A 13,802-nucleotide genomic window follows, 5' to 3' on the forward strand; every position below is an offset into this window, starting at 1 on the left:
TGAGATCCCGGATATCGTAGCCCGGGATGCCAGCCACGAACGCACAACAGCGGAATTTTGCTGCTGCTCTTATTCCCCTGCATCCGATTAGGCAATCAAAGGCATGTGGCTGAATTTTAACATTCCAGGCGGCCAGTGATGAAGCAGGCAACGATAACTTATCCAGCCAAGGCAGAAGAGGCAGGCAACGAGCAGCACATACTCCCTGAAACTGCCGGTCTTGGCGTGAGGCCAGAGGGACAGTCTGTTGCGAGAGAGCGGATAAAGCGCCCAGCATCCCCCTGTCATCATGTCCGCAAGAATATGGCTGAGATAGCCGATCAGGAACCCACCCCAGGCGGATTGAAGCCCCGCCGGTCCAAGAGAGTGTTCGAGTGCCCAGCCCGCCGCCAGGGGTACTGCGAGACTATGGGTGACCGTACGGTGCCCCACCATGCGGGACAGCGGCCGCGACAGCCACACCATACGGCAGCCGAGCATCGATCTCTCTGTGTCCAGATCGGGGGCCAGACTGCCGAGACCGGTCGCAATCATTACCGGCCATGAGAGCGGAAGCCAGCCTGCGGCTGCCGCGGTCAGCCCGCAAGCGATACCAAGAACAAGATGGGAACGTCCAATCATGCTGCCTTATGACACCACATGAACTCTCTCGTCCATCTCTATGATTCTATTCGATAGTCTTCATCTCCGCAACCAGTCCGAGCGCGATATTCGATGCACCAGGAGGTGGAGCGGAAAATCCTCAGGCGAAGCCTCGTTCGGCTACCGATTGGCTTCGCCGCTTGCCTCATCTCCGGGCAGGGCACGGTCTTCGATACCGGAACGGTGCATTCGCTCATAGGGTATATAAAATACTGCAAAAACAGTATACTACGCGAAAGATCTCATAAAATCTGTGAGCAAACGCCCGAGGTCAGTCGCTCCAGTGTATCTTGACATCAAGATAAGATATCTGCCGCATCATCCTGATTTTGAGGAATTATGTTCCATCAGTGCAGGATACTCCCAGCCTCCACCCAAGGCGCGGTAGAGAGAGACGAACGCCGTCGCAATCTGGATACGATTAGCCGAATAGGTTGCCTCTGCCGCCAATGCGGCGCTCTCAGCGTTATCAACCTGGAGGAAGTCCACGGCACCCTCGCGGTACTGTTCCCGTGCAATACCGACTGCCTTGCGACTTTCTTCCCAGGCGACCCGCGTCTGCTCGAGGCGCTTCTGGGACTGGGCGTAAGCAGTGAGCGCATTATCGACTTCGTTCCAGGCCGTGGTGACGGTCTGGTGAAAAGCGAGCGCCGCATCCTTCTGTTCAGCCTTGCGCAAGGCCAGCGTACCGCGCAGACGTCCCCCTTCGAAAAGAGGAACCGATAATGTCGGACCCGTCGCAAACTGACGCGAAGGAAGAGAAAAGAAATTCGCCGCTGACAGGGTCTGCGTGCCCATCTGCCCTGTCAGGGTGATATCGGGATAGAACGCTGCGATCGCAACGCCTACTCCGGCGGTCGCCATATGGAGCTTGGCTTCAGCCTCCCGGATATCGGGGCGACGGCGCGCCAGCGCGGAGGGTAATCCCACCGGAGCGGACGGAATTACCCCCGGCATGGTGCCATCATGCGCAGCCAGCTCGACGGCAAGGCTCCGGGGCGGCTCATCCAGCAGCATCCCGATGGCGTTGATGAGGGCAGACTCAGAATTGCGCAGAACGGGCAATGCCGCCGCCGTACCCGCCTGTTCCGTACGCGCCTGCGCCAGATCGAGCGTCGTCGCCGCGCCGTTGCCAAAACGCGACTCAACCAGTGCTACATCGTGTTCGGCAACGGCCATATGCCGCTGCGTGATGGCGATCTGGTCCTGTACGCCTCTCAGCTGCATGTAGCTGTCTACCAGGGTTGCCAGCGTGCTCAGGGCCAAGCCATGGCGTGCCTCGATAGCGGCCTCCTGCGACGCGTGCTGCGCCTCAACCGACCGCCTGATCTGCCCGAACAGATCGAGATCCCAGGAGGCCCCGAGTGTGTTCTGGAAAAAATTATACTCGTTGGGCGCGCCGTTTCGCGGTTGCACCAATGAGATAAATCCGGTCTCACTCTGATGCGTCCGCGTATAGGAGCCTGCCCAATTGAGGCTCGGCAAACCCTGGGCAGCTGCGATACGAGTCTGCGAGCGGGCTTCCGCGATACGCTGCATACCGCGTTGCAGATCGATGTTCTGAACCGCCAGACGATCGATAAGCCGGTTCAGCTCAGGATCGTTGAATCGCTTCCACCAGGCAATATCCACCGGCCCGCCATAGGTCCGGCCCGCCAGATCCTGAGGTTCCTCGCCGTAGCGCGCCGCAGAGATGACCTCAGGGCGTTTGAAATCAGGCCCCAACGTACACGCCGACAGGAGCGTACTCGCCCCGAGCAGCATAAGCAGGCGCGCAGAAGAACTCATCGCGCCGTGATCCCGGTCTGGCTGTGGCGCTGTTCGTCCACCACGTTCTCAAGGCCGGTATCGACCGTCGTTTCGACCGAAAATCCCATGCGCAACAATTTCGCCAAGGGTTGATTGGGCGTCACGATGATCTTCACAGGCAGACGCTGCACGATCTTCGTAAAATTACCGGTCGCATTCTCGGGGGCAATCGGCGCAAAGGCCGCACCTGATGCCGGTGGGATGCTGTCCACGATACCGTCGAGATCCATGTCGTAAGCGTCCACATGGATGCGGGCATGCTGGCCCGGGCGCATGTGACGCAACGCAAGCTCCCGGTAATTGGCCATGACCCAGAGCTGGTTCATCGGCACGAGGGCCATCATGGCCGCGCCTGGGGCGACGTAATTTCCCGCCTGGACCGTCTTTTCACCCACCATTCCATCGAAAGGCGCGCGGATCTCGGTATAGGAGAGATTAAGTTCGTCCTGATGCACAATCGCCCGATCGATGATCAGCTTGCGCATCGAGGCTTCGTGGCGCGCCTTCAGGATAGGAATATCCGCTTCCGCTGCGGCGACGCGCGCCTTCATGCTACGCAGGTTCGCCTCCATTTCGCGCATTGACGCATCGGTCAGCTGATGCTCCTGCGTAGAGCCCGCCCCTGTCTGGGCGAGGTTCTGATAACGCCGCGCATTCTGCCGCGCGTAGACAAGCTGCGCCTCGATGCGCGCAGCTTCGGCCTTGCTCTCCTCAATCATGCTCGGCTGACGGTCAACAGCGGCCTCGGTGTCCAGCACGAGCGCCTCATCATGCCCAAGCTGGGCCCGACTTTTCTCGAGTGTCGTCTCGTAATCGCGTGGATCGAGCCGCACGAGCACTTGCCCCGCCCGGACGCTCTGATTGTCATCGACCAGGACATCGATCACCTGACCCGGCACACGTGGCGCAATCGTGGCATAATGCGCCGTCACATAGGCATCATTCGTCCAGACCTTTCGGTTCGGGACGAAGATGATCGCGAGGATGATGGCACAAAAGCCCAGAATGATGAGGCCTGTGACAACAAAGGGCCATTTGGCCGGGCTGCTTTTCTGATCGTCTGAGGCCATGGGTCAGGTTTTTTTCTTCAGGAACATGAGGCGGGGCGGATAGGTGCGCTGGGGAAGCAGGGTAACCCAGGCCATGAGAAACACGGTGATTCCGGCTATGATCAGATAGGCGTCCGATAGTTCCAGCACAGTTGTCTGATGCGCAACCTGATATTTGAACGTTGCGAGAGCGTCTGGACTGCGCGGGGCCCCATCAGGCAGCAAGGGAGCCGGACGCTGCAGGGGGATCGCATTGGCCTGAAATGTGCGAAACCGGTCTATTCCGATACGATCCGTTATACGGTCCGAGTGAAGTCCGCCCCGCCAGCGGTGGATCAATTGAAGCATCCAGACCCCGATCGCCTGCGAAACCGCGCGGGGGGTATTGACCATCGCCGCAGCGAATGGCCCTTCGGCGGGAACCAGCGTGTTGGTCGACATCATCAGTAGGGGCATGACGATCATCGCCTCCCCCGCTCCCATGAAGATCTGCCAGAGGTAGAACTCGTTGCGGTTCCAGCCTACGGTCAGGAAGCTGTCGCCGATGCAGGCCATACAGATCAGGCACATGCCAAGCAGGCTGACCACGCGACTATCGACACTGCGGCTGTTGAGCACAACAGCCATGAGTGGAAGCATGATGAGCTGGATACAGGCGATCTCGAGCGTGACCGGATAGATCTGCTCCGGGCGGTATCCCGCCACCTCCTGAAGGAAGGTGGCAGGCAGGGTGGATGACGCCAATGATACAACCAGAAAAATCAGGAGTGTCGAGGCCCCATAGGCGAAATTGCGTCTGCCCAGCAATTGGAACCGGAACAGAGGCGTGTGCTGGTCCCACTCATTGATGACGAGAAGCGGCAGGCAGATACCCGCTATCAGCGCCATCACGCAGATGGCCGGGGAATTGAACCAGTCGAACCGGTCACCCTGCTGAAGCATCGTGGAAAGCGCGCCGAAGCCGAACAGGATCAGCAGCGCGCCTTTCCAGTCAAAGTGACGGATGCGGGCGAGTTTCATATCTTCTGGCGGTACACCGTACCACAGCAGCGATATGGCGAGACTGCCAAAGGGTATCGCCTGCCAGAAAACAAAGCGCCAATCGACCAGATCGGTCCAGAGCCCGGCCAGAGCCGTGCTCAAATTCGGAAAAAACGTGGCGGTGAGCGAATAGGCGGCGAGCCCGTAAAGGCGCACAGGCGGAGCCAGCACGCGCAGCGCGACGAGCAGAAGGAGCGGCACCGCAAACCCGCCTGCCAGCCCCTCGATGATCCGCAGACCATAGAGAAGGGAGAGATGATGGTTGAACGGGATACAGGCCGCCGAGAGGCTGGCAACAATCGCGACAATGATGGAAAACCGCCGGACGCCGAACGTCAGAGCCATCCATGGTGCGAGCGCCATGCCCATGACTTCGGCGGAAAGATAAAGGCTGTTGAACCAGGTTCCGGGATCGTGGCTCAGGCCGAGTCCGCCCAGAATATCGGGGAGCGACTGTGAGGAGACCTGCTCGTTCAATTCGGTCGTCATCGCGAGCACGATCACGCCCGCCAACCCGAAATAGGAGCGCCCCTGCTTCGTCATGGACGCAGCATCAGACCACAGAAACGAAACAGGGGGATACTGCACAGCATTGATCGTCTATCGGGCGAAACCATTACCCTTGGCAATCGATGCGAACATAAAATCTAAAATAAAAAATAGGGCAGGAACCAATCGCGATCGGCCCCTGCCCTGTTGTCAGTCGCGCTTGCCCATTCTGGACGCTGCACGCGCGCGCTGCTCGACGGCCGCCGCATCAAACGTCCCGGCAGTCAGCCAGGACCCGCCAACACAGGAAACGGCGGATTCTGCCAGCCACTCGGGGGCATTGGCCTCGCTGATCCCCCCCGTCGGGCAAAACCTGACTTTCCCGAAAACCGAAGCAAGCGCCTTCAGGGCCGGAAGACCGCCATTGGCCATGGCCGGGAAGAACTTGAAGCGACTCAGACCGAGATCGAGCCCACGCATGATATCCCCCGCATTCGCAACGCCGGGCAGCAAGGGCACGTCATGTCGCTGCGCCGCAGCCGCCACTTCCGGCGTAAGGCCGGGGCTAACGATAAACTGCGACCCTGCATCGACGGCCCGCGCCAGGTCATCACCATTGAGGACGGTTCCGGCGCCGACATGCGCTCCTTCGACCTTCGCCATTTCGCGAATAGCGTCGAGCGCGCATTCCGTACGGAGCGTTACTTCAAGCGTGGTCAACCCGCCCGCGACCAGCGCCTGCGCGATCGGACGCGCCAGAGACAGGTCGGGAATGACCAGAACCGGAATGACCGGACATTTCGTCATCACGGCGTCCAGCATTGTCGTGTCGAGCATCACCAAAATCCTTATCGAGTTCCACGCCGTGACGATCCATCACGTCTTCCATGGCGGCGAGCATGGCCGATCCGCCCTTTTCCGCACTATCCGACCGGCTCCGCATGAGCGCGAACATCTCACGCCCCGTGCCCATGCCGGGCAAGGGCTGCATTGCAGGCTGGCGACGCTCCCATATCGCAGGATCGACAAGCGCTTCAATCTCACCACGACGCGCGCAGATGCGCAGCATGTCGCCATCCTGAATGCGCGCGATCGGGCCGCCCGAATGTGCTTCCGGGCAGATATGGATGGCCGCAGGCACCTTGCCGCTTGCGCCTGACATGCGCCCGTCGGTCAGAAGGGCCACGCGATAGCCTTTGTCCTGGAGCACCGCCAGTGTCGGAGTGAGACGATGCAGCTCGGGCATGCCATTGGCATCGGGGCCCTGGAAGCGCACGACCACGATCACATCGCGATTGAGCTTCCCCGCCTTGAAGGCCGTGATGACGTCCTCCTGGGTCTGGAACACGGCAGCGGGCGCTTCGATGGTCTGACGGTCCTCATCGACCGCACTCGTCTTGTAGATGCCACGGCCCAGCGAGCCCTGGACAAGACGCATGCCGCCATCCTTGCGGAACGGCTCCTTCGTGTCACGCAACACGCTGCGATCCGCCGAGGCGCGCGCAGCGCTGTAGAGCAGTGCCTCCCCCTCGAGCCGCGCGCGACAGGCGTAATCACTGAAACCGCCCCTGGACACGGTCAGGATATCCTGATGCAGCATACCGGCCTCGCAGAGCGCGGCAATGAGCGTGGGCAGCCCTCCCGCCTCCTGCATGGCATTCACATCAGCGGAGCCATTAGGGTAGGCGCGTGTCAGCAGCGGCACTGCCGATGACAGCGTATCGAGATCGCTCCAGTCGATACAGATGCCTGCAGCGCGTGCAATGGCTGGCAGGTGAATCGCGTGATTGGTCGAACCACCCGTAGCAAGCAGACCGACCGCGGCATTCACAATGGCTTTTTCGTCGACCAGGCGCGCGAGCGGGCGGTGGTCCTCACCCGGCCTGGAAATCTCGATCAGGCGATGCACCGCTCGGCGGTTGAGTGCCTGGCGGATACGGCTATTCGGGTTCCAGAACGCGGAGTCCGGAAGCATCAGCCCCATAAGCTCGACCATCATCTGGTTTGTGTTGGCCGTGCCATAGAACGTGCAGGTTCCCGCGCTGTGATAGGATGCGGCCTCGGCTTCCATCAATGCGCTGGAATCGACCTTGCCCTCTGCATAAAGCTGTCGGACGCGCTGCTTTTCCTTGTTCGGCAGACCCGATGTCATGGGACCCGCTGGAACCAGAAGCGCTGGCAAATGGCCAAAACGCAGCGCACCCATGAGCAGCCCGGGCACGATCTTGTCGCAGATACCCAGCAGAGCCACGCCCTCGAACATGCCGTGGCTCAGCCCGATAGCCGTTCCCATCGCGATATTATCCCGCGAGAGCAGCGAGAGCTCCATACCCTCCTGCCCCTGGGTCACGCCATCGCACATGGCGGGCACGCCGCCAGCCACCTGCAGGGTTGCCCCCATCTCACGCGCGAACAGCTTCATCTGATCGGGGTATCGCGCATAAGGCTGATGCGCCGAGAGCATGTCGTTATAGCTTGTGATCACGCCCAGGTTGACGCCGCCCCCGCGCATGAGCTGCGCCTTGTCCTCGCCCGAGGCGGCCATCGCATGAGCCAGATTGCCGCAGGCCATGCGCGGACGCGAGATACCTTTCTGCCGGTTGAGCTCCATCAATGCGAGATAACGGCGCCGCGACACGGCGGAACGCTCGATGATGCGCTCTGTGACGGAAGCAACGACGGGATGAACGGACATGGCAGCTCACTGACGGATGTTTGGTGCTCGCGTTTTCGCGAGCTGCGCCCTTGTAAAGTTTCCGTGATCTATGGGTCAAGAGCGCAAGAGTAATAAAATTTTCCTCAATGGCTTTTTTTTAAATTTTTATATCGCCGCGCAAGAAACTGGCTGTTGCATCGGGAACACATCGCAATCAAATTGTCACAATTACATCGGGTGACGTCACATTACGAGATTGAAACCCTCGATCACGTTGTGCCATCTCGGCGGCAATTGCGGAGATCCTTCCGCCTCCATTTCCTTTCGCGAAAGTGTCCGATGGCCATTACACGCACGCGTCTTTGCCGCACCTCGCTGCTCCTCGGCGCGACAATCCTTGCCGGCGCCAGTTTGCCAGCTGTCGCCGAAACAACGAGCAAACCTGTCAAGGCATCCAGCTCCGCCCATCACAAGGCAGCGCATAAGAGCGCCGGCAAGCGCATGGCCAGCACCGCAAGCACGACTTCGCCGGCCGTCGCTTCAGCATCCGCACCGGTTTCCACCAACGCGCGACGCAACACACTCGTGAGCCTGTCAGGCCCCGTTCCCGCCGGGAATGAGAGCATTACGGTCGTAGGCTCCGCCCTGAGCACGTCGAACAACACCAATGCAAACCCGGTGCAGATCATCACCTCCAAGCAGATCGCCCAGACGGGTGTGAACAATCTTGGAGACTTCTTTGCCCGCCTGCCTTCCGTCGGCTCCAGTGCCACGACGAACGCTGTCACCAATGGCGGCGGCGGTGTGTCCTGTACCGATCTGCGCAACCTCGGCACCAACCGCGTTCTCGTGCTGATCGACGGCAAGCGCACGACCATCAATGGCAACTCGAACTGCGTTGATCTCAACGCCATTCCGCTTCAGCAGGTGGCTGGCGTGGAAATCCTGAAGGATGGCGGTTCCGAACTTTACGGCGCCGATGCCGTGTCGGGCGTCATCAACATCAAGATGCGTCACGACGTGAACACCGGCAACATCACGATGCGCGGCAGCATCTCGCAATATGGCGACGCGCCCGAGGGTATGCTCTCAGCGTTCAAGGGCTGGAACTTCGACCACGGCAAGGGCAACATCACCCTGTTCGGTCAGTACCTGACCTCGACCGGCGTGATGCAGCGCAACCGCGCCTGGGCAAACCCCGTAGCGCTGACAAACCCGGTTTCAGGCCAGCCGACCTACGGCTCCTCCTATAGCACGAACGGCGTATTCTATCCCGATAGCGGCAATGGCAAGGGCTACACGACCCATGACAATGGCCAGACGGTCGTGCCGTTTACCAAGGCAGATCGCTACCCCTTCAATCGCGATTCCAGCCTGACCAACAACTATCAGGACTCATCGCTGTCGGGTGATGCACATTACGATGTGAACAAGCATCTGACAGTTTATGCGAACGTGCTTTACAGCCACCGCACGACAAACAGCTTCATGGCGCCCGAGCCCATGTCCGGCTCGATCCCGCCGAGCACCCTTCCCGGCGCGGTCGTCGTTCCCGGCGATTATCCCGGCAACCCGTTCGGTGAGGACACAACCGTCTATCGCCGCATGGGTGAATGGGGCCCCCGCCGTTATGAGCGCGCCTCAGACACGGTGACCGGCATGTTCGGTGCAAAGGGCGAGATCACTCATGGATGGATGTATGATGCATCCTACACCTATGGTGTAAACCGTGAGAACGTCCGCAGCCTGAACATCGGCAACTATGCGAACCTGCTCAACACCTGGGGTCTGCGCGCAACCGATCCAGGCAACCCGGACACCAGCCTCGTCTATGATCCGGGTGTATGTCAGGCATCGGCAGGCTGTGAGCTCTCCTCACCGTTTGGCAAGCTGACGCCGCAGGGCGCTGCCTACACCAACTACACAACAGCCGAAAATATCCAGTATCAGTTCCGCGATACCAACTTCCGTGTGCATAACAACCACGTCGTTTCGATGCCCTGGAAGAACGGTGGCGAGCTCGGTATCGCCCTCGGCATGGAACATCGCAGCGAGCAGATGAGCGACAGCCCCGACCCGCTGGTGGCACAGGGTCTCACGCTGACGAATACCCAGGCCTATACCGGTGGTGGCTTCAATGTTTCCGAAGGCTATCTTGAAGGCAAGCTGAACCTGCTGAAGAATGCCTTCCTTGCCAAGGATCTGACGATCGACGCTCAGGGCCGTTATTCGTCCTACAACACCTTCGGTTCAGCAAAGAACTGGAAGGTCGCGATCAACTGGGCGCCAAACCGCGATATCCGCTTCCGCGGAACCCTGGGCACGTCCTATCGCCAGCCCAACATCTTCGAGCTCTTCGGTGGTCAGCAGCTGAGCTATGAAACCGCCTATGATCCCTGCTCGCAGATGGGCAGCTATGGTGCGTCTTCCGCGACGGTTGTCGCCACATGCGCTCGCCAGGGCATCGGCCCAGGGTTTGAGATGCGCAATTCAGCGCAGGTGCCGACCCTTCAGGGCGGCAATGCCCAAGTCAAGCCCGAGACGGGTCGCACCTACACATTCGGTACGGTGCTGACGCCGCACTGGGTGCCGGGCCTCTCGCTCTCGGTAGAGTACTGGCATTACACGCTCAAAAACATGATCAGCGTCATCGGGACGCAGTATCTGCTTGATCAGTGCTATACCGGCGCAAACACCGGCTATTGCTCGGCAATCGTGCGTAACGCCCAGACCCAGCAGATCCAGACTGCCACCGCCATGTATGAAAACCTTGGCGGCCTGCACACGAGCGGTATCGACTTCGATCTGGACTATACCTTCCGTATCACACGTCATGATCGCCTGAACCTTAGCAACAATTTCCAGCAGCTGGTCAGCTTCCAGCAGCAATATGTGCCGGGTGGTCAGTGGTACAATTATGATGGCCGCCTGCTGTACAATAACAGCACGGGCCAGCCCCGCGTGCGTGACTACGCGACGGCAACATGGCGTCATGACGATTTCAGCTTCATCTACATGATGAGCTACACGGGCGGCATGGTCTGGAATAACCAGTCTCAGGACCTCGTGAAAGGCACCGTGGGCCGTTACAAGACGCCGGGCATCTTCACGCATGACATCACGCTGGCTTATCAGCTGAACCGCTGGAACTTCCAGACAGGCGTGCGCAACCTGTTCGACAAGAAGCCCCCCTACGTCGTTGATGGTGCCACGAACAGCAATGTTTATCAGTACGGCAACCTCTTCATGGGCCGTAACGTGTTCGTCCAGGCCGGGGTCAATTTCTGACCCTCCGCCCCTGACCAAAAACAAGCAAAACCCGGCATCACAAGATGCCGGGTTTTTTGTTGGAAATCTCATACAGATTGAGACAGATCACACGCATTGGTGAATTGCATCCCAGAAGCTGAGTGGGAATATGACGAATTCGTAAGAGTTTGGATGGGTCCCCATGGAAGTTGTGATTGGCGTCGATGTCGGTACAGGCAGCGCACGCGCCGGCGTGTTTACCCTTAACGGGCAAAAGCTCGCTTCCTGCGTGACCGCCACCAAGACCTGGCGCCCCCAGGCCGATTTCATCCAGCAATCATCGACCGATATCTGGGCCGCAATCTGCAAGAGCGTTCGTACCGCCATGGCAGAACTGAGGCAGGGCGACGTTACGGTTCGCGGGATTGGCTTTGACGCCACCTGCTCACTCGTCGTACTCGACCGTGAAGGCAGGCCCCTCTCGGTCGATCCCAATGGAGAGGCCGAGCAGGACATCATTCTCTGGGCCGATCATCGCGCGATGAAAGAGGCCGATGAGATCAATGCCGGGCAGTATGAGGTACTGCGCTACGTAGGCGGAACGATCTCCCCCGAAATGGAAACGCCCAAGCTGCTTTGGCTTAAGCGGAACATGCCCGATACTTTCTCGAAGGCGGGGTACTTCTTCGACCTGCCCGACTATCTGACGTGGCGCGCTACAGGATCGGATTCCCGTAGCTGCTGCTCGACCGTCTGCAAATGGACCTATCTCGCACACGACAAGGGGTGGGACCCAGCCTATTTCGAGGCCATCGGCCTGGGCGATCTCGTTGCCGAAAACTACAAACGTATCGGCCAGACCGTTTTGCCGCTCGGCCAAACCGTCGGCAATGGTTTGAGCGAGACCGCCGCGCAGGAACTGGGTCTAGCCGCGGGTATTCCGGTCGGCGTTTCCGCGATCGACGCCCATGCTGGCGGAATCGGCGTGATTGGCTCCGCCTCCGGCAAGACCGTCGACGACGCGGCCCTCGATCGCAGCCTTGCCTTGATTGGTGGCACCTCGAGCTGCCACATGGCCGTATCGCGCGATGCCCGCTATGTGGACGGGATCTGGGGCCCCTATTCCGAAGCCATGATCCCCGGAACCTGGCTGAATGAGGCCGGACAATCCGCCGTTGGTTCTCTGGTTGATTTCGTGATTTCAACTCACGCCTATGGTCCTGTTTTGGCAAAGAAGGCCGACGAAGAGGGACGCACCGTCTATGAATTGCTGAACGAGCGTCTGGCGGAACTCGAGCAGGGTTCCCTGCCCGGCTCACTGACCGCCGAGTTCCATGTTCAGCCCGATTTCCACGGCAACCGCTCGCCCCACGCCGACCCGACACTGCGCGGCATGGTGAGCGGGCTGAGCCTCTCCGCCACCTTTGATGATCTGGCCAAGCTCTATCTCGGCACTATCCAGGCGCTTGCCTATGGCACACGCGATATCATCCGCGCACTCAACGCCAAGGGCTATGCCATCGACACCATCTTCGCCACAGGCGGTGGCACCAAGAACCCGGTCTTCCTGCGCGAACACGCCAACGCCACAGGGTGCCGTATCATGCTGCCTCAGGAACCGGACGCCGTGCTGCTTGGCTCAGCCATTCTCGGTGCGGTTGCGGGGGGCGCCTATGACGATATGCGCGCCGCCATGTCTCAGATGACCCGCGTCGGCTCCGAGGTTGCGCCCGATCCACGCACGGCGCGCTATCACGCGGCCAAATTCTCGGTATTCCAGGCCATGCTCAAGGAACAGCTTCATCATCGGGCGATCATGCGTGAGGCCCTTGCTGATTGAGCAAGTATCGCGGTTCGGGCACTGCCGTCCCGAACCGCAACTGAAGGGGCTGCGCCTCGGAATTCCGACCTTGTCTTACTAATGTTTTCCTTCACAGCCAGGACGGGCGATGTTTCGCTCGTGGAGCTTGACTATGGAAGCTGTCATTGCCACGCCGGAACGGGTGAAACGCAAATCAGGTGCGGGAATCTTTCTCTCCCCCGCCGTAATCATCCTGCTTATCTGGTCTCTGATCCCCCTCGTCCTGACACTCTGGTATTCGTTCCAGAATTACAATCTGGTCGACCCCACGCTGAAGGGCTTCGCCGGATTCAGCAACTACGTCTATCTGCTGACTGATCCTGACTTCCTCTACGCGCTGCTCAACACGGTGTTGCTCGTTCTGGGCGTGCTCGTGATCAGCGTTGGCGGCGGCGTCTTGCTCGCGGTGCTCTACGATCAGGACTTCTTCGGGCGCGGGATCGCCCGCGTGCTCGTCATTTCACCCTTCTTCGTGATGCCCACCGTCTCGGCATTGCTGTGGAAGAACCTGATGCTCCATCCCATCTACGGGGTGTACAGCGCGTTCATGCGAGCTATCGGGCTGCAGCCCATAGATTGGCTGGCCCATTATCCCATGCAGACCGTGATGATGATTGTGGCCTGGGAATGGCTCCCTTTCGCTGTGCTGATCCTGCTGACTGCGGTTCAGTCGCTCGATCATGAGCAGAAGGAAGCGGCGCGTATGGACGGTGCGGGTCCGATCGCCCGGTTTCGCTATATCATCCTGCCGCATCTCAGCCGGGCGATCACCGTCGTGATCATGATCGAGACAATCTACCTGCTCACGGTGTTTGCCGAGATTTCGGTCACCACCTCTGGCGGACCGGGTGTTGCTTCCACCAATCTCGCCTTCCTGATCTATTCGCGCGCCTTGCTTCAGTTCGATATTGGTGGCGCCTCGGCGGGCGGCGTGATCGCAATCATCATCGCCAACATCATCGCGGCATTCCTCGTTCGTGCGGTCGCCCGCAATCTGGAGGCATGA

9 protein-coding genes are annotated in these 13,802 nt (G+C 59.7%); 3 read left to right on the forward strand and 6 right to left on the reverse strand.

Annotated features, from left to right (window positions below):
- Positions 1-87: 87 nt before the first annotated feature.
- The 6 genes from C0V97_RS08370 to edd all read right to left on the reverse strand — a co-directional run bounded on the left by C0V97_RS08370 (position 88) and on the right by edd (position 7,725).
- Positions 88-621 carry a metal-dependent hydrolase gene (locus tag C0V97_RS08370; protein WP_127102168.1) on the reverse strand — a complete coding sequence of 178 codons (534 nt, stop codon included), beginning with the start codon at positions 619-621 and terminating at the stop codon, positions 88-90.
- A gap of 339 nt (positions 622-960) precedes the next feature.
- Positions 961-2,430 (reverse strand): efflux transporter outer membrane subunit, encoded by a 1,470-nt coding sequence (locus C0V97_RS08375; RefSeq protein WP_127102169.1) that lies wholly within the window; start codon positions 2,428-2,430, stop codon positions 961-963.
- Entirely contained in the window at positions 2,427-3,521 is a 1,095-nt protein-coding gene (locus tag C0V97_RS08380) for an HlyD family secretion protein (RefSeq protein WP_127102170.1), read from the reverse strand. Before C0V97_RS08380 ends, C0V97_RS08375 begins: the two co-directional genes overlap by 4 nt.
- A 3-nt stretch (positions 3,522-3,524) precedes the next feature.
- A complete protein-coding gene (locus C0V97_RS08385; RefSeq protein WP_127102171.1) occupies positions 3,525-5,084 on the reverse strand; it encodes an MFS transporter in 1,560 nt (519 codons plus the stop codon).
- A 156-nt stretch (positions 5,085-5,240) separates the two neighbouring features.
- A complete protein-coding gene (eda, locus tag C0V97_RS08390; protein ID WP_233582055.1) occupies positions 5,241-5,837 on the reverse strand; it encodes a bifunctional 4-hydroxy-2-oxoglutarate aldolase/2-dehydro-3-deoxy-phosphogluconate aldolase in 597 nt (198 codons plus the stop codon).
- A complete protein-coding gene (gene edd, locus C0V97_RS08395; RefSeq protein WP_233582056.1) occupies positions 5,737-7,725 on the reverse strand; it encodes a phosphogluconate dehydratase in 1,989 nt (662 codons plus the stop codon). The genes eda and edd overlap by 101 nt, the downstream gene beginning before the upstream one ends.
- 300 nt (positions 7,726-8,025) lie before the next feature.
- On the opposite strand from edd, the gene C0V97_RS08400 reads away from it, so the two are divergent.
- From C0V97_RS08400 to C0V97_RS08410, 3 genes are all read left to right on the forward strand, one after another.
- The gene (locus tag C0V97_RS08400; RefSeq protein WP_127102173.1) at positions 8,026-10,974 is read left to right on the forward strand and encodes a TonB-dependent receptor domain-containing protein; all 2,949 of its coding nucleotides are present in this window, start codon (positions 8,026-8,028) and stop codon (positions 10,972-10,974) included.
- Positions 10,975-11,137: 163 nt separating this feature from the next.
- A complete protein-coding gene (locus C0V97_RS08405; RefSeq protein ID WP_127102174.1) occupies positions 11,138-12,775 on the forward strand; it encodes an FGGY-family carbohydrate kinase in 1,638 nt (545 codons plus the stop codon).
- 133 nt (positions 12,776-12,908) lie between these two features.
- Positions 12,909-13,802, forward strand: a complete 894-nt coding sequence (locus tag C0V97_RS08410; RefSeq protein WP_127102175.1) for a carbohydrate ABC transporter permease — start codon at positions 12,909-12,911, stop codon at positions 13,800-13,802.

Origin of the sequence: Asaia sp. W19, from assembly GCF_003994335.1 — a bacterium.
Classification (GTDB): Bacteria; Pseudomonadota; Alphaproteobacteria; order Acetobacterales; family Acetobacteraceae; genus Asaia.

What these genes read in the sequence shown, in the direction of transcription:
- C0V97_RS08370 (WP_127102168.1), bottom strand. Translation starts at nt 621, where the DNA reads ATGATTGGACGTTCCCATCTTGTTCTTGGTATCGCTTGCGGGCTGACC.
- C0V97_RS08375 (WP_127102169.1), bottom strand. Translation starts at nt 2,430, where the DNA reads ATGAGTTCTTCTGCGCGCCTGCTTATGCTGCTCGGGGCGAGTACGCTC.
- C0V97_RS08380 (WP_127102170.1), bottom strand. Translation starts at nt 3,521, where the DNA reads ATGGCCTCAGACGATCAGAAAAGCAGCCCGGCCAAATGGCCCTTTGTT.
- C0V97_RS08385 (WP_127102171.1), bottom strand. Translation starts at nt 5,084, where the DNA reads ATGACGAAGCAGGGGCGCTCCTATTTCGGGTTGGCGGGCGTGATCGTG.
- eda (WP_233582055.1), bottom strand. Translation starts at nt 5,837, where the DNA reads ATGACGAAATGTCCGGTCATTCCGGTTCTGGTCATTCCCGACCTGTCT.
- edd (WP_233582056.1), bottom strand. Translation starts at nt 7,725, where the DNA reads ATGTCCGTTCATCCCGTCGTTGCTTCCGTCACAGAGCGCATCATCGAG.
- C0V97_RS08400 (WP_127102173.1), top strand. Translation starts at nt 8,026, where the DNA reads ATGGCCATTACACGCACGCGTCTTTGCCGCACCTCGCTGCTCCTCGGC.
- C0V97_RS08405 (WP_127102174.1), top strand. Translation starts at nt 11,138, where the DNA reads ATGGAAGTTGTGATTGGCGTCGATGTCGGTACAGGCAGCGCACGCGCC.
- C0V97_RS08410 (WP_127102175.1), top strand. Translation starts at nt 12,909, where the DNA reads ATGGAAGCTGTCATTGCCACGCCGGAACGGGTGAAACGCAAATCAGGT.